Origin of the sequence: Pantoea sp. USMM079 (genome assembly GCF_037153115.1) — a bacterium.
Taxonomy (GTDB): domain Bacteria; phylum Pseudomonadota; class Gammaproteobacteria; order Enterobacterales; family Enterobacteriaceae; genus Pantoea; species Pantoea communis.
In genome coordinates, this window is the sequence record NZ_JBBCKX010000024.1 from 34,395 (window position 1) to 50,697 (window position 16,303).

The window sequence follows — 16,303 nt, forward strand, 5'->3', positions numbered from 1 at the left end:
AAAAGAGTCAATCCATTCGCGGGATTTCCCGCATGATTAGGCGTAATCGGAAGGTGACGTCGAGCCGTGCAATAAGCTAAAAGGTGGACCAAAACTTATGAATAAATGCGGTTTATTGGGACTGACAGCCCTGTTGTTTATTTTCCAGACTTTCACAGGGCTGGCACAGGCAGAACAGGGATGGCCGCGCACGGTGCAGGGGGCAAAGGGTTCAATTACCTTAAACAAAGCTCCGCAGCGTATTGTTTCAACCAGCGTCACCTTAACTGGATCATTGCTGGCAATTGATGCACCGGTGGTGGCCTCCGGTGCGACCGCTCCGAACAGCCGTCTGGCCGACGATCAGGGTTTTTTCCGTCAATGGGGTGAGGTGGCAAAACAGCGCCATGTAAAACGTCTCTATATTGGCGAGCCGAGTGCCGAAGCGGTGGCCGCAGAAGCACCAGACCTGATTCTGGTGAGCGCCACAGGTAATGATTCTGCGATTAAACTCGCCAGCCAGCTTTCCGCCATCGCACCGACGCTGGTGGTGAATTACGACGACAAGAGCTGGCAGGATGTGGTGACGCTGCTAGGCCAGGCAACCGGTCACGAAGCGCAGGCTGCACAGCGGGTGAAGGCTTTTGACGATCGTGAAGCAGCGTTGAAAAAAGCCATCACCTTACCGCCGCAGCCCGTGTCTGCCATGGTGTGGAACGGCGATGGGCGTGCCGTCAACGTGTGGACCACGGAGTCAGCGCAGGGCAAACTGCTGGAACAGCTTGGCTTTACCCTCGCCGTTCCACCCGCCAGCGTGCAGCAAGGCCACAGCATGGGCCAGCGTAAAGACATCATTCAGCTCTCGGGTGAGAATGTGGGAAGCGGTTTGACGGGCAAAACCTTCCTGCTGTTTGCGGCTGATGACAAAACCACGCAGTCGGTGATCGCCAATCCGTTCCTCGCGCAAAACGCGGCGGTTAAGGATAAGCAGGTATTCCCGCTTGGCGTCGATTCGTTCCGTCTGGATTACTACAGCGCCAGCAATCTGCTGGCGCGTCTGGAGAAACTGTTCGTTAAATCATGATGCCTGCTCCGCCAGCTCAGGGGCTGGCGGCGCATAACGACGTAAACGGCCCATTACACACCACATCACAATCCCCAACACCGCTGCCGCAAAACCAAACGCGGCGGCAGCCTGTGGCGGCAATAACCACGATCCCATGGCCCCAATCATCGCCGCACCGATCGCATCTCCGGTGACATTTTGCGCGGTCCACAAGCCGTTAATGCGGCCCAGCAGATGGTCTGGCGTCAGCAGTTGAATCATCGCGTACTGCACCAGACTGTTGATGGCACTGAAATAACCAAACGCCACCAGACACAGCAGCGCCAGCGGCAGATTGGGCATCAGACTGAATAATCCCAGCGCGATAAATCCGGCCACCGCACTGCCCAGCACCAGCTGTCCCGGTCGGGCTGCATGTTTCAGTTTACCGGTGGTGAACGCGCCGATGGCGGCACCCAGCGGCACGGCTGCGTAGAGCATGCCAAGCTGGTTAGCACTCACTGACCAATGTGGTGCGAGAGCGGGGTAGAGCACGCGAATTGCGCTGGCCAGAGTGACCAGAGCACCGATCAGCGCCACCATACCGACAATCGGGCTGGCAAACAGGAATTGCACCCCGGCGGCCAACGACTTCAGCGGATGTTCGCGCGGCTGAGGCGGTGGCGGGAGTTGCGGTAATTTCAGCAGCGTCAGTACGGTAATCAGTGTGCCAAACGCGGTTAAGCCGTAGTTCCACACCACGCCGCCGTGCGCAATGACCAGTCCGGCAATGGCCGGCGAGAGGATGGAGCCAAAGCGCACCGTCAGCATGGTGATGGCGCCGGCCTGCATAATGTTTTCGCGCCCCACCAGCGCCGGTGTGGCCGCCAGCAGCGCCGTGACGCCAATCGCGCCAAAGAAGCCATCCCAGAATCCCAGCAGATACACCGCAATCAGTGAAGGCTGCGGCAGCGCAGCGTTGATAGCCAGCGCGATAAAGCCCAAGCCGCAGGTGGATCGGGCAAGCAAAATCAGTTTTTTACGCTCGTAGCGATCGGCTAACACCCCGCCGGTCAGCAGGCCAATAAACATACCGGATGCGGCGAGGGTGACGGCCAATCCTACCAAAAGCGGGGAGTGCGTCATCTGCTGAATCTGCACTGGCACCGCCACGGCGAGCATGCCTAATGCGACAATCGAGATGAATCGGGCAATAAATACTGCGCGAAATGCCGCATGGGTTTTCAGCAGGGAGAGATCGATAAAGTGGGAAGATTTGTTCATTTGTTCGCCTTTTTGCACCAATTTTCCTCATCGTCCGCGAGGCGAGTCATGGTAACATAGGCAAACGCGAGTAATAACGATAACCATTATCAAATTGCGTTGCGCATGCGACGACGTTGAACAGTGAAGGTTTAGAACGATGCGCCAGATCCGTGCATTAGCAGGCTCAGGGATTCTGCTCTTGCTCCTCATCGCGCTCAGCTTGATGCTGGGGGCAAAATCGATACCCATTTCCGATGTTTATCATTCTCTTACCTCAGGCTGTAACAACGCTGAGTGCGTGATTGTGCGTGATGCACGCCTGCCGCGCACTCTGGCCGGATTGCTGGCGGGTGTCGCCCTTGGGTTAGCAGGCGCACTGATGCAAAGCCTGACGCGCAATCCACTGGCCGATCCGGGCATTCTCGGCGTTAACGCAGGTGCCGGGTTTGCGGTGGTGATCGGCATTGCGCTGTTTGGCGCGGATTCTCCCCTCGATTGGCTCGGCTTCGCGTTTGCCGGTGCACTGCTGGCGTCATTGCTGGTGGCGATGACGGGGGCGATTGGCGGCGGGCGAGTCAATCCGGTACGCCTGACGTTAGCCGGCGTAGCGCTGGGCGCGGTGCTGGATGGCCTGACGTCTGGTCTGTCACTGCTCAATCCCGATATTTATGATCATCTGCGTTTCTGGCACAGCGGCTCGCTGGATATCCGCAATTTCACCGTATTGCGTACGCTGTTCCCGGCCGTGCTGGTCGGCAGCGTCGTGGCACTCTATTTGTCGCAGGCGTTGAACAGTTTAAGCATGGGCGGCGATATGGCGACCGCGCTGGGCACTCGGGTGGCGCGCACGCAACTGCTTGGTTTAGTGGCGATTGCGTTGTTGTGTGGTGCGGCGACGGCTGCAGTGGGGCCTATTGCTTTTATCGGACTGATGACACCGCATTTTGCACGCTGGATGGTCGGCAACGATCATCGCTGGATGCTGCCCGCCACGGCGATCATTACCCCGATTCTACTACTGGCAGCAGATATTCTGGGACGACTACTGGTGGCGGGTGAACTGCGCGTCTCCATCGTCACGGCAATGTTGGGTGCACCGGTGTTGATTGTGCTGGTGCGCCGTAAACTCGGGCGAGGTGCACTATGACACGTCGGGTTGGATTACATACGACGTGGTTGTTGCTCGGATGCGCACTGCTGGCGTATCTGGCGATGACGCGAGGCGCATTGCCGATTGGTGCTGAGCAGTTTTGGCAGGTGCTGGCGGGAAACGGTGCCAGCAACGTCAAGCTGATCGTTTTAGAGTGGCGACTGCCGCGTGTGCTAATGGCGCTGCTGATTGGCGCGGCACTGGGCGTCAGCGGCGCGATTTTCCAGTCACTGCTGCGCAACCCGCTCGGCAGCCCGGATATTCTCGGTTTCAATACCGGTGCCTATAGCGGGGTGCTAGTGGCGCTGGTGCTGTTCAATCAGGGCATCGCCGCCATGACCGGTGCAGCATTGGTTGGCGGTATCGGCACGGCAGCATTGGTGTATCTGTTTGCCTGGCGCAACGGGGTGGAAACCTTCCGCCTGATTATTGTTGGTATCAGCGTGCGCGCGTTGCTGATGGCGCTGAATGCCTGGCTGATTATCAGTGCTTCGCTGGAATCCGCGCTCAGTGCCGGATTGTGGAGTGCCGGGTCGCTTAACGGCATCACCTGGGCGAAAACGCCGCCGGTGATTGGCGTATTGTTGCTGTCGCTGCTGCTGATGGCGTTGCTCACCCGGCGCATGCGTTTGCTGGAGATGGGTGATGATACCGCCAGCGCGCTCGGCGTGCCGGTAGAGCGCAGTCGGCTGCTGCTGATGCTGATTGGTGTAGTGTTGACTGCGGCATCTACCGCGTTGGTGGGGCCGATCTCCTTTGTGGCGCTGCTGGCGCCGCAGATCGCGCGTCGACTCGGCGGCGGCGAGAAAGGCGCGCTGCTGCTGGCGGCGCTGTGTGGCGCACTGTTGCTGATTGCGGCCGATTTTGCCGCACAGCATTTGTTCCTTCCTTATCAATTACCGGTTGGCGTGATTACCGTCAGCCTCGGTGGACTTTATCTGATTGCGTTACTGGTGCGGGAGGCGCGACGCCAATGATCGATATCCCTTCACGGCTGTATGGCGAAGGCCTGACGCTCGGCTACGACAAGAAAGTGGTGGCAGAAAATCTGTCGGTGGCGATTCCGGAAGGCGAGCTGACGGTGATTATCGGCCCCAACGCCTGCGGTAAATCCACTTTGCTGCGCACCCTGAGCCGTCTTAATACTCCGCTGAAAGGCGAGGTGTATCTGGATGGTGAAGCGATAGCGCGTTACCCGACCAAAGAGGTGGCGCGGCGGCTCGGGCTGCTGCCGCAGAGTTCCAACGCACCGGCGGGCATCAGCGTTACCGAACTGGTGGCACGTGGGCGTTACCCACATCAAGCGCTGTTTGGCCGCTGGCGCAGTGAAGATGAAGAGGCGGTGCAAAGCGCGATGCGGGCAACCGGCGTGGCGGATTTGGCGCAGCAGCCAGTGGATACTTTGTCCGGCGGGCAGCGTCAGCGCGTATGGATTGCCATGGTGCTGGCGCAGCAAACGCCGCTATTACTGCTGGATGAGCCGACCACCTGGCTGGATATCACCCATCAGATTGAACTGCTGGAACTGATGCAGGAGTTGAATCAGCAGCACGGCCGCACGCTGGTGGTGGTGTTGCACGATCTTAATCACGCCTGCCGTTATGCCACCCATTTGATCGCCATGCGTCACGGCAAGATTTTGGCCGGAGGCAAGCCCGCAGAGATCGTAACACCCGCGTTGATTGAACAGGTGTACGGTTTACGCTGCGTGATTGTGGAAGATCCGGTGGCGCACACGCCAATGATCGTGCCGCTGGGAAGAGGAAAGTAAGCGGTCTGGCTGCACAAAGCATGTTATCGCGGGAATCTAAATGCTGTGACCGGCACACCACAGTGGAGCATCGTGTCGGGAGGTCTTAACGCAGTGCCCTGCACAGGGCAGGCAGGTTGATCGCAGTGAGGCTTCATCCCAGCCCCTGTACAAGGCAGATCAGTTATCGCCGGGAGGCCCCTCGACCTCCCGGAAATCGGCTGACGTTAGCCTAATATCCGCTGCAACAGCGGGCCAATCTGCTCAAACATCTGCGGAGAAATAATCTCCACGTGTGCACAATCCATCGGCCAAACCTCTAACTCACCGACATACGGTGCCCAGGCGCGACGCGCATCCTGACCGGGCTGCTGCGTCTGCTCGGCGAGGAACAGTGTGGCGCGACCGTTGAAACGCGCACTGCGCGCGGTGGCCAACAGACGCACCGAACTGGCGTAGTTGGCTTCGATGGTATCGAACATCGCGCGCATCTCTTCGCCCGCCTGATGGCGCTGGGCAGCGATAAACTGCTCGCGCTCGCGATTCACCTCTTCCAGCACCGCCGGATCCAGCACATTCTCGCCACGCTTTTCATCCCAGTTCTGCGTTTCCGGCGGCCAGGTATCGAGCAGGCCGAGGAAGGCTACCTCTTCACCTGCCGCTTCCAGTCGTGCCGCAATACCTTGTGCCAGCGTGCCGCCCAGCGAATAACCCAGGAAGAAGTACGGCCCGTGCGGCTGCACGTTACGTAAGGTTTGCAGATGCGCATCACACACTTCATCGAGATGCGCGCTTTGGTTCAGCGGGCTCTGGGTATCCGGCGACTGAATCCCCACCAGCGACCAGCGCTGATCGAGATAGCGCTGTAGAATACTGAACTGCCAGGCAAAACCCGACGCCGGATGGAAGCAGAACAGTGTCGGACCGTTGCCCTGACGCAGCGGCAGAACGGCTTCAAAACCTGCCTGCTGATGCGATTGAGTATCGCTCAGCAACCGGGCGAGTTTTTCCACCGTTGAAGCCACCATAATCTGCCCCACCGAAACCGGCTGTTGCAGTTCGCGGCGCAGCTGGGCAGCTAAGCGCATTGCCAGCAGTGAGTGTCCACCGAGGGCGAAGAAATCATCCTGGGCGCTGATGGTGTCACGCGCCAGCAACTGGCAGAAAGCCTGCGCCAATTGGGTTTCCAGACCGGGATGCGGTTCACGGCCCACGCTGTCAGCTGCATTTTTTGGCAGCGGCAGAGCTTTGCGATCCAATTTACCGTTGCTGCTCAGCGGGAAGGCATCGAGCTGTACAATTGCCACCGGCACCATATGTGCAGGCAGCCGTTGCGCCAGTGCATCACGCAGCGCGTCGCCATCGACAACGTGCTCTGCGACGACGTAACCCACCAGCTGACGCGCGTCACCGCCTTGTGCAGCGGCACCGCCGAGTACCACCGCGTGCGTGACTGCCTGCTCGATACCGGGCTGTGCGCTCATCACATGATCGATTTCGTTAAGTTCTATACGCTGGCCACGGATCTTCAGCTGATCGTCGCTGCGTCCGAGGTATTCCACCGCGCCGTTATCCAGCCAGCGCGCCACGTCCCCGGTCAGATACATGCGCTCGCCAGCGGCAAAAGGATCGGCGATAAAGCGGCTGGCGGTCAGATCCGGGCGGCCAAGATAGCCGTGTGCCAGCTGTACGCCGGTTAAGTAAAGATCGCCCGCCACACCCGGCGGCACCGGCTGCATACGCGCATCAAGAATGCGAAGTGCGGTATTCCACACCGGGAAACCAATCGGCACGCTGGCCCCTTCAACGGCTGCCAACGCTTCGCCAAACGCCGGATACCAGCTGACATCCACTGCCGCTTCGGTCGGGCCGTACAGGTTGTGCAGTGGTACCTGCGTCAGTTTTTCCCATTCACGCGACAGATCGGTCGGCAGTGCTTCACCGCTACAGAAGACGTTACGCAAGCTGCCACAGCAGGCAATCGCTGGCGCACTGTCCAGCGCCGCGACAAAGGCGGCCAGCATCGAAGGGACGAAGTGCGTGGTAGTCACTTTGTAACGCGCAAACAACTGCTGAAGAGCTTCAGGATCGCGGTGCGCTTCCGGCGGTGCCATCACTAGTTGCGCGCCTACCAGCAGCGGCCAGAAGAATTCCCATACGGATACATCGAAACTGCTTGGGGTTTTCTGCAATACCACGTCGTCGGCTTGCAGCGGATAGCGATCCTGCATCCACAACAGGCGGTTGACGATCGCCTCATGACCGACCAATACGCCTTTCGGACGCCCGGTAGATCCTGAGGTGTAGATGATGTAAGCGCCATCCTGTGGTGTCGGCTCGCTGGCGGGTGGTGGCGCGTCTGGCGCGGTATAGAGCGCATCAAAGTGCAGCTGCTTAACAGAATCGATAGCGCTAAAGCGGGCGCTCAATTCCACTGAGGTGATCAGCGTTTTGGGGGCGGCATCTTCCAGCATTAGCTGCAAACGTTCGTCGGGGTAGCCGGTATCGAGCGGCAGATAGGCCGCGCCGAGCGACACAATCGCCTGCAGTGCCAGTGAGAGCTGCACTGAACGCGGCAATGCCACTGCGACGATATCACCGCGCTGGACGCCCGCTGCACTAAGATCCGCTGCCAGAGCATACAACTGCTGCTGCATCTCACGGTAGCTTAACTGGTGCGTCGCATCAGCCAGCGCCGGGGCATCAGGCGTACGCGCGGCCTGTTGCGCCAACAGTGAGGCCAGCGTTTCTGCCGGAACAGGGTGCGCGGTCTGGTTGATACCGGCAATTTGTACGTGCTCTTCTGCGGTTAGCAGATCCAGTTCACCCAACGTACGCTGCGGTTGCTCCGCCAGCTGATCCAGCAGCAAAGCAAAACGGCTGGCGTGGCGAATCAGCGTCGATTCGCTATATCGCTCCGCATTCGCCAGCAACTCCAGCGTTAGTTCACCCTGTTCGCTGATGTAGATAGCGATTTCCAGATCGCGCACCGGGCCTGATGCCAGCTGATGGGTTATGCCTTCAACGCCAGCAAAATCGAGTTGATAGTCAAACATCTTCAGGTTGATCACCGGACCGTACAGAGGGTCACCATCGCCCAAACGTCCGAGATCGCGCTGCACCTGTTCCGCGTCATAACGCTGGTGGCGGCGCATTTTCTTCACTTCACCAGCCAGTTGGGCAGCCAGCGCACTCAGCGGCTGGGTGGGATCGTAATGCACGGCCATCGGCAGCACGTTGATCACCGGACCAGTGGCACACAGCGCGGCGGATCCGATGCGGCGCATAAAGATGAATCCAGCGGCGAAATCATTTTGTCCGCTGAGTCGCGCCAGCCACAGCGCCACCAGCGCAAAGGCCAGGTCAGCAGCGCTGGATTGTGGATGCTGATTCACCAGGGTTTGGAAGGTGCTGCGATCGAGCGTCACGCTGTGGCGCAGCAGATCGGTGGTCGCGCTTTGTCCAGCCAGCGGCAGCGGTGATAGCGAAGCCGGTGAGGGCAGCGCTGCGCCTTTCTCGCGCCAGAAATCACCATCGCGCGTGAATGAAGAGGATTCCTGATAACGCTGGTACTCTTCGACGACTTCGCTAAACGGGATGAACGGCGTTGGCTCGGCCTCTTGCTGCTGTACGGCGGCAGTGTAAAGGTTAGCAATACGGCGAGTGATGGCGGTAAAGCTGAAACCATCCACCACTAAGTGGTGATAACGCTGATACCAGAACCAGTGCTGATCGCCAATGCGATACAGCGTGTGATGCCATAAAGGTGCACCGCTCAGTACGCGTAGATCACCGTTCATGTCTTCACGCATTAACGCGCGGGCTTTGGTGGCGGCATCGGTGTCAGCGCGCAAATCCACGATTTTTGGCGCACTGAACGTCTGCGGTTGCAGCCACTGCAGTGCTTCGCCCTCGACTTCGGCAAACGCCATATTCAGCGTATCGGCTTCCTGCATGCCAGCCACGATGGCCTGCGCGAGCAGGTCTGTGTCGATGGCGCCGGACAATTCGACAAAGTGCGCTACTGCATATGCATTGTGGTGCTGGGTCAGCTGGTCGGCAATCCAGATGCCGGGCTGGGCTGCCACTAAGGGCAAGGTGTGTTGGTCGGTCATGGTTTTGTTCATCAGAGATTCAGACATCTGTGCTCCGGTTTGCGTCCTGCGTGATGAAGTTAAGTCGGATTGCGCCACAGGGCTTGCAGACCGTCGAGCAGACCACCGCGCCAGCATAGCGCGTCATGGCCGCCCTCCACCGGCAGGTAATTCACCTGATAGCCGGCAGCGGTAAGTTTTTGTTCTAATTGTTGATTGGCTTGCAGAATCAGGCCTTCACGTTTACCCGCCTCCAGCCAGAAACGCAGCGGCTGTTTCGGAGCCAGTCCGCTATCCAGCGCCTGCAACAGCCAGCCGTATGGGTTGCCACGTTCGGGCCACCAGAATGATCCAGAGAGGCTCAGCGCATTGCCAAACGTCTCCGGGAAATGCAGCGCGGCAAACACCGATGCCAGCCCGCCGAAACTTTGTCCAGCCACCAGCGTGCTGTCTGCCTGTTGGCGATAGGGTGCCCATTGCGCCACCTGCGGCAGTAACTCCTGCTGCACGGCTTGCCAGAACTGCGGATTACAGGGCAGTTCACGACTACGGTGTTCACGATCGATGATGTCAATAAACAGATAAACGGCAGGTGGGAGTTTCCCTGCGTCAGTAAGTTGCTGCAATGGCCCGGCAATCGGCATTTGATTCGCCCAGAACTGCCCATCCAGCAGAATGGCCAGTGGACGTTGCGCGTTATCGGATTCGCCGGTGGCATAAATCCACACTTTGCGACTGTTACTTAGTAACGCGCTATCCCACTGATATTGTTGCAAAGAAACAGCCGATGCGCTGCCATCATCCACGGCTTGCCAGATTTGCTGGTCAGGGGCCTGCGGGAGATGCAGCGGCGAAACGCCCATGCCACGCCCACCGGCCCAGCCGCGCAGTGTATTCAGGGGATCGGCCTTCGCCGTGGGGAATTTGTCACGCCACCAGTTTCGCAAGGCATACATGTCCGCTTCACCGCTAAAGTCGGTTGCCTGCTCATCGGGCATCAGGCAGTAGCTGCCGCGCCAGTTTGATGGCAGCGCAGTTTGCCAGTACCACACATCGGTACCCGTTACGCGCACCAATGACTGAGGTGGACGTTTCTGGTGGTGATCGGTCACGCCAGTGATGTTGATCCATACACGCTGAGTCGCTGATGTTTTTTCGCTGCCTTGGGGATCGCGCCAGAAGAAGGTCACCAGGCAGGTGCCATCCTGCTGAGGGTCAATTCGCGGAATACCCTGAGTTTGTTGCTCCTGCCACCAGGCTTCGCTACCGGTTACATCATTTCGCCAGGTCATAGGGGCTGCCAGTCACTGTGTAGGGAAAGATTTACATAAGATTAATAATTAATACTATTGATAACTATTTGCATTTGCAATAGGGTGTTTCCGCTCAAAAGAGCACGCTCGTTCCGCCTGACTCTTTCCTTCCTGGAAGGTTACGCAACGGATGGCACTGCCAGGTCTGGAACTGGGCGCGATAAGGACAGGGATATTCTCACCGGCTCGCCAGTTAAGAATCCAACGGCATTTTACTGGCCATCCAGGAATGAAAAACAATGACGCGTTACTCACGATTATCATTAGCTATTTTGATTGAACTGGGGCTGAGCGCCTCACTGCTCTCAGGCAGCGCCTGGGCAGCAGACACTTCCAGCAAGACGACCAGCAGCCAATCCACTACCGACGCCGAATCGATGAACGGCGGCACGTTGATGGTGACCGCCCAGCAGCAAAACCTGCAGGCACCCGGCGTTTCCACCATCACAGCAGATGAAATTAAAAAGCATCCGCCTGCACGTGATGTCTCTGAAATTATTCGCACCATGCCGGGCGTTAACCTGACCGGTAACTCCACCAGTGGCCAGCGCGGTAACAATCGCCAGATCGATATTCGCGGCATGGGCCCGGAAAACACCCTGATTATGGTGGATGGTATGCCGATCACCAGCCGCAACTCCGTACGTCTGGGCTGGCGTGGTGAGCGTGATACGCGCGGTGATACCAACTGGGTGCCGCCAGAAATGATCGAACGCATTGATGTGATTCGTGGCCCGGCCGCGGTGCGTTACGGTAACGGCGCAGCAGGCGGTGTGGTTAACATTATCACCAGGAAATATACCGATCAGCAGTGGCACGGTTCGTGGAATACCTACTTCAATGCGCCGGAACACAAATCGGAAGGCGCGACCAAACGCACTAACTTCAGCCTCGAAGGGCCGCTGGGTGATGACTTCAACTTCCGCTTGTACGGTGGCTTAGCGAAAACCCAGGCCGATGCTTATGACATCAACGAAGGCCATGCGGCAGCGCGTACCGGTACGTATGCGGGCAGCTATCCTTCGGGTCGCGAAGGCTCGGTCAACAAAGATATCAATGCGTTACTGAGCTGGGCATTTGCTCCGATGCAAACCCTGGAGTTGCAAGCGGGTTACAGCCGTCAAGGCAACCTTTACGCAGGCGATACGCAGAACACCAACACCAGTGCGCTGGTGAAAAGCCTCTATGGCGATGAAACTAACCGCCTGTATCGCCAGAATATCTCGTTGAAATGGACCGGTGCCTGGGATAACGGTGTCAGTACCAATACCTATGCGCGCTACGAGAAAACCCGTAACACCCGTATCAATGAAGGTCTGGCGGGCGGTACGGAAGGTATCTTCTCTAACGATGGTTTCAACACCATTCAGTTAGACGATATTTTGCTGCACAGCGAAGTTAGCATTCCGTTTGAGTGGCTGATTAATCAGACGGCAACGCTGGGCGCCGAATGGAACCAGCAGAGCATGAAGGATCCCTCTTCAACCACTCAGGCTGCTAACTATGGTTCTGTACCTGGCGTGTCGAATACCGGTCGTAGCCCGTATTCGCAGGCGGAAATCTTCTCGCTGTTCGCTGAAGACAACATGGAACTGACCGACAGCACCATGCTGACGCCGAGTCTGCGTTTCGATCATCACTCGATTGTGGGTAACAACTGGAGCCCGTCTCTGAACCTGTCGCAAGGTTTGGGTGATGACTTCACACTGAAGATGGGGGCGGGCCTGGCTTATAAAGCGCCAAGCCTGTACCAGACTAACCCGAACTACCTGCTGTACAGCAACGGTCAGGGCTGTGCTGCCAGCACGGGTGCCTGTTATCTGCAAGGTAACCCAGACCTGAAAGCCGAAAACAGTTTCAACAAAGAGATTGGACTGGAGTGGAAACACGAAGGCTATCAGGCGGGTCTGACCTGGTTCCGTAACGATTACCGCAACAAGATTGAAGCGGGTTACGCAGCCGTTGGTAAAGCCTCAAACGGCACCACGGATATCTACAAGTGGGAAAACGTACCGAAAGCGGTGGTGGAAGGGCTGGAAGGTACGGTGAATGTGCCGTTCTCGGATAGCGTGATGTGGAACAACAACTTCACTTATATGCTGCAGAGTAAGAACAAAGAAACCGGCGATCGTCTGTCGATCATCCCGGAATACACTCTGAACTCGACGCTGAGCTGGCAGGCAACGCAGGATCTGTCGCTGCAAACCACCCTGACCTGGTACGGCACGCAAACACCGAAAAAGTATGACTACAAAGGTCAACCGGTGACGGGAAGCGCGGCCGAAAAAGTGAGTCCTTACTCTATCATTGGCCTGAGCGGGACTTATGATGTGAATAAGTACGCCAGCGTCACCCTGGGTATCGACAACCTGTTTGATAAGCGTCACTTCCGCGAAGGTAATGCGCAAACCACCGGTAACGCCACAACAGGTGCCTACCTGTACGGTGCGGGTGCCAATACTTATAACGAGTCAGGCCGTACTTACTACATGAGCCTCAACACTCACTTCTAAAGCAGTTGATGCGGTAAATAGCAGCGGGCAATCAGCCCGCTGCTATCTTTACGGTTGACCAGCTCCAGCCTGCCACGGTGCATCTGTACAATGCGCAGCACAATGTTCAGACCTAATCCGCTGCCACCGTAGCGCTGATCGCGACGGCGGAAGGCTTGCGTCAGTTCTTCTGCCGCATCGGCCTCAATGCCCGGCCCCTGATCCCACACCTCGATAATCACCTGCTGCTTGTCCTGCTGCATTTTCACCTTCACATCACTGCCTTCCGGGCTGTAGCGTGAGGCGTTTTCCAGCAGATTACGCAGCATCAGGCGCAGCAACACGGCTTCACCCTGTTGCGGAATATCTTTGCCGTGCGGCCAGTGCAGTGTTTGCTGTCGCTGTGCATAAAGTTCGGCCATTTCCGGCTGCAGCGGCTGCATGATGTCTTTTTGCCACAGCAACTGCTGATAGTGACCGCCTGCCAGCGCCTGGCCGGCTCGCGACAGCATCAGTAGTTGCTCCACGGTGTGCATCAACTGGTCGATACGTTCAATCAGCATCTCACTCTGCGGCACGTTCTGCTGGTGCAGCAGTTCAAGGTGCAGACGTAAACCGGCCAAAGGGGTACGCAATTCATGCGCGGCATCGGCGGTGAAGAGGCGTTCCTGTTGTAGCGTGTGGTCGAGCCGCGAAAATAGCTGATTAATGGAGGTGGTCACGGCAACGATTTCATCCATTTCTGAATAAACCGGCAGCGGGGTGAGATTATCGGCGGAGCGATGGGCGAGGCTATCCTGCAGGGATCGTAATGGACGAATGATCCAGTTAATCGCCCAGAATGACAGCAGCAGCGTCAGAGCGATCATCACCAGTGAAGGCAACAGCAGGGAAGCGATGGCTTCACGGATCTCATTCTCGACGCGGTCGTTACGCGCCTGAGCAGACAGCGTTTCGTTGACCAGGAAACTGATCTGTTCGCGACTCTCATGCCATAACCAGATGGCGCTCATCACCTGGCAGGTGAGGAGAATCAGCGCCAGCATAATCAGTAACCGCTGACGCATGCTATTCATTCGCGCACTTCCAGGCGGTAGCCCACGCCACGCACGGTTTTGATACGATCTTTTCCGAGCTTACGGCGCAGATTGTGGATATGAACTTCTAAGGTGTTAGATCCGGGATCGTCATTCCAGCTATAGAGATCCTGCTGCAGCGTTTCGCGATGGACATTCTGACCGACGCGCATTAACAAGCGCGTCAGCAGTGCGAACTCTTTTGGGGTAATTTCCAGTGGACGCTCTTCCAGCAAAACCTGCTGCGAACTGAGATTGAGGGTGAGATCACCTTGTTGCAGCAAATTATCGCTGTGGCCCTGAAAACGACGAATCAGTGCACGCACGCGTGCCTGCAGTTCTACCAGCGCGAAGGGTTTGACCAGATAATCGTCGGCACCGGCATCCAGGCCATCCACGCGATCCTCCAGTGCATCACGCGCCGTCAGGATCAACACCGGTACGTTGATGCCATCGCGCCGCCACTGACGCAGCAGCGTGGCACCATCGCGATCCGGTAAACCCAGATCCAGAACGATCAGGCTGTACTGCCCACTGCGTAAGAAAGCATTACTCTCTGCAGCAGTACTCGCGCAGTCAACAGCATATCCTTGTGCGCTAAGGGCCTGAGCCAGGCCCGATTGCAACAGCGCGTCATCTTCAACGATCAGCAATTTCATCAGTTGTTTTTGTTGATATCCGAGTAGAGGCGGCTTTCAAAGCGTACCAGAGGAATGCGCCGCGTTTTCTGATCTTCAGGCGGCACCGCATAACCAGAAAGATACTGCACAAAGGCGACACGTGCACCGCTGGAAGTGGTAATAAATCCAGCCAGATTATAAACGCCCTGCAGCGAACCGGTTTTTGCTGAGACTTTGCCATCCAGTCCGGCTTCATGCAGGCCACCACGATATTGCAACGTGCCGTCATAACCCGCCAACGGCAGCATCGAAATATAGTTCAGCGTTGAGTCGTTTTTCGCAATGTATTGCAGTACCTGCATCATGGTATCTGGCGCAATTAAATCGTGACGCGACAGGCCTGAACCATCGACCTGAATGCTGTTGCCGAGATCGACGCCCGCTTTTTCACGCAGTATGCGGCGTACCGCATCAGAACCGGCGCGGAACGTGCCGGGTACGTTGAAATAGTGATGGCCGATGGTGCGGAACACCGTATCCGCAATCATGTTGTCCGATTTCTTCAGCATGGTGTGCAGCAGATTGTGCAGCGGCGCGGATTGCGTCGACGCGAGCACGGTTCCCGGTGAGGTAACCTGCGTCTGACGCACTAAATGGCCGCTGTAATCGATATCCGCGGCACGCAGTTCGGCCTTGAGGATTTCGCCCGCCCAGGCGGCACCATCTTGCACCGCAAACGCCAGCGGCAAGGGTTCGGCGCGTTGGCGCATGCAGCCGGTCAGCGTGTAGCGGTTCAGTTCGCCTGGCACCACATCCAGTTCGCAATATTGCCCATCACCACTGTTGCGGCCAATGGTACGCACCTGACTGAACATATGTGCCGGATAATAGGACGCAATGCGCACAAAGGCGTTTTCGCCCGGCGTGGTGGCGCTATAGAGCGAGACTGAGAAGCAGTTTTTGTCGACAATGGCCGCCCCAGGTGGGGCGCTGAAGCACTGCGTCAGGTCATTCCACGGCCAGCCGGGTGCCATATCGTGGCTGGCGAACACGGACGTGTCGATCACCAGATTGCCTTTGATATGCGTAATGCCCTGCTTTTTCAGGGCCGCCACCATGTTGCGCAGATCCTGACGGCTCAGTGTCGGATCGCCACCAAAGCGCGCCACTAAGTCGCCATTGAGCGTGCCATCGCTGACTGCACCCTTGGTTTCCATCGTGGTTTGAAAACGGAAGTCCGGACCGAGTTCCAGCAGGGCCGCCAGCGCGGTAATCACCTTCATGGTACTGGCCGGCAATGCCATCTGTTTGCCGTGATAGTCGATTATCGGGGTTGATGCGCCCACTTTTTGTACCATCAGCGCCAGGTTTGCGCCGTCTGGCAAATACTGCATGTATTCTTCAACGGGGGCTGCTTGTGCCTGCAGCATAAACGCACAGGTTAATCCGGTAACAAGTCGTGAAAATCGCATAATCTCGCGGTAACTGACGGGTGAAGGCGTCAATACTACGTCCCGA

At 57.4% G+C, this 16,303-nt stretch carries 11 protein-coding genes; 5 read left to right on the forward strand and 6 right to left on the reverse strand.

The annotated features are described in order from the left end of the window. Positions 1–97: 97 nt before the first annotated feature. Complete coding sequence (fepB, locus tag WFP70_RS22055; RefSeq protein ID WP_337024428.1) at positions 98–1,063, forward strand: Fe2+-enterobactin ABC transporter substrate-binding protein; 966 nt, start codon at positions 98–100, stop codon at positions 1,061–1,063. Here the strand turns inward: fepB and entS are convergent. Then, positions 1,058–2,308, reverse strand: a complete 1,251-nt coding sequence (entS, locus tag WFP70_RS22060) for an enterobactin transporter EntS (RefSeq protein WP_337024429.1) — start codon at positions 2,306–2,308, stop codon at positions 1,058–1,060. The genes fepB and entS overlap by 6 nt on opposite strands. A gap of 139 nt (positions 2,309–2,447) precedes the next feature. Between entS and fepD the strand changes: the two genes are divergently transcribed. The 3 genes from fepD to WFP70_RS22075 are packed head-to-tail and all read left to right on the forward strand — an operon-like array spanning position 2,448 to position 5,211. Beyond that, positions 2,448–3,437, forward strand: coding sequence for a Fe(3+)-siderophore ABC transporter permease (gene fepD, locus WFP70_RS22065; protein WP_337024430.1), 990 nt, complete (start codon positions 2,448–2,450; stop codon positions 3,435–3,437). Next, complete coding sequence (fepG, locus tag WFP70_RS22070; protein ID WP_058959456.1) at positions 3,434–4,417, forward strand: iron-enterobactin ABC transporter permease; 984 nt, start codon at positions 3,434–3,436, stop codon at positions 4,415–4,417. Before fepD ends, fepG begins: the two co-directional genes overlap by 4 nt. After that, positions 4,414–5,211, forward strand: coding sequence for an ATP-binding cassette domain-containing protein (locus WFP70_RS22075; protein ID WP_337024431.1), 798 nt, complete (start codon positions 4,414–4,416; stop codon positions 5,209–5,211). Before fepG ends, WFP70_RS22075 begins: the two co-directional genes overlap by 4 nt. A gap of 206 nt (positions 5,212–5,417) precedes the next feature. On the opposite strand, the gene WFP70_RS22080 is transcribed toward WFP70_RS22075, so the two are convergent. Together WFP70_RS22080 and fes are read right to left on the reverse strand one after the other, a co-directional pair. Beyond that, a complete protein-coding gene (locus tag WFP70_RS22080; RefSeq protein ID WP_337024432.1) occupies positions 5,418–9,332 on the reverse strand; it encodes an enterobactin synthase subunit F in 3,915 nt (1,304 codons plus the stop codon). A 32-nt stretch (positions 9,333–9,364) separates the two neighbouring features. Beyond that, positions 9,365–10,576, reverse strand: coding sequence for an enterochelin esterase (gene fes / locus WFP70_RS22085; RefSeq protein ID WP_337024433.1), 1,212 nt, complete (start codon positions 10,574–10,576; stop codon positions 9,365–9,367). A gap of 260 nt (positions 10,577–10,836) precedes the next feature. Here fes and WFP70_RS22090 point away from each other — a divergent pair, with 260 nt between their 5' ends. Continuing rightward, complete coding sequence (locus WFP70_RS22090; RefSeq protein ID WP_337024434.1) at positions 10,837–13,110, forward strand: TonB-dependent siderophore receptor; 2,274 nt, start codon at positions 10,837–10,839, stop codon at positions 13,108–13,110. On the opposite strand, the gene pmrB is transcribed toward WFP70_RS22090, so the two are convergent. Genes pmrB through dacB form a run of 3 tightly spaced genes read right to left on the reverse strand, consistent with a single transcriptional unit; the run spans position 13,107 to position 16,257 of the window. Then, a complete protein-coding gene (pmrB, locus tag WFP70_RS22095; protein WP_160868488.1) occupies positions 13,107–14,165 on the reverse strand; it encodes a two-component system sensor histidine kinase PmrB in 1,059 nt (352 codons plus the stop codon). The genes WFP70_RS22090 and pmrB overlap by 4 nt on opposite strands. After that, positions 14,162–14,824, reverse strand: a complete 663-nt coding sequence (pmrA, locus tag WFP70_RS22100) for a two-component system response regulator PmrA (RefSeq protein WP_034826547.1) — start codon at positions 14,822–14,824, stop codon at positions 14,162–14,164. Before pmrA ends, pmrB begins: the two co-directional genes overlap by 4 nt. Next, positions 14,824–16,257, reverse strand: coding sequence for a serine-type D-Ala-D-Ala carboxypeptidase (dacB, locus tag WFP70_RS22105; protein ID WP_058959462.1), 1,434 nt, complete (start codon positions 16,255–16,257; stop codon positions 14,824–14,826). Before dacB ends, pmrA begins: the two co-directional genes overlap by 1 nt. Positions 16,258–16,303: the final 46 nt, after the last annotated feature.

Excerpts from the sequence above, each read along its gene's own strand:
- fepG (WP_058959456.1), top strand. The coding sequence starts at position 3,434 with ATGACACGTCGGGTTGGATTACATACGACGTGGTTGTTGCTCGGATGC.
- pmrA (WP_034826547.1), bottom strand. The coding sequence starts at position 14,824 with ATGAAATTGCTGATCGTTGAAGATGACGCGCTGTTGCAATCGGGCCTG.
- WFP70_RS22080 (WP_337024432.1), bottom strand. The coding sequence starts at position 9,332 with ATGTCTGAATCTCTGATGAACAAAACCATGACCGACCAACACACCTTG.
- WFP70_RS22075 (WP_337024431.1), top strand. The coding sequence starts at position 4,414 with ATGATCGATATCCCTTCACGGCTGTATGGCGAAGGCCTGACGCTCGGC.
- fes (WP_337024433.1), bottom strand. The coding sequence starts at position 10,576 with ATGACCTGGCGAAATGATGTAACCGGTAGCGAAGCCTGGTGGCAGGAG.
- WFP70_RS22090 (WP_337024434.1), top strand. The coding sequence starts at position 10,837 with ATGACGCGTTACTCACGATTATCATTAGCTATTTTGATTGAACTGGGG.
- fepB (WP_337024428.1), top strand. The coding sequence starts at position 98 with ATGAATAAATGCGGTTTATTGGGACTGACAGCCCTGTTGTTTATTTTC.
- dacB (WP_058959462.1), bottom strand. The coding sequence starts at position 16,257 with ATGCGATTTTCACGACTTGTTACCGGATTAACCTGTGCGTTTATGCTG.
- fepD (WP_337024430.1), top strand. The coding sequence starts at position 2,448 with ATGCGCCAGATCCGTGCATTAGCAGGCTCAGGGATTCTGCTCTTGCTC.
- pmrB (WP_160868488.1), bottom strand. The coding sequence starts at position 14,165 with ATGAATAGCATGCGTCAGCGGTTACTGATTATGCTGGCGCTGATTCTC.
- entS (WP_337024429.1), bottom strand. The coding sequence starts at position 2,308 with ATGAACAAATCTTCCCACTTTATCGATCTCTCCCTGCTGAAAACCCAT.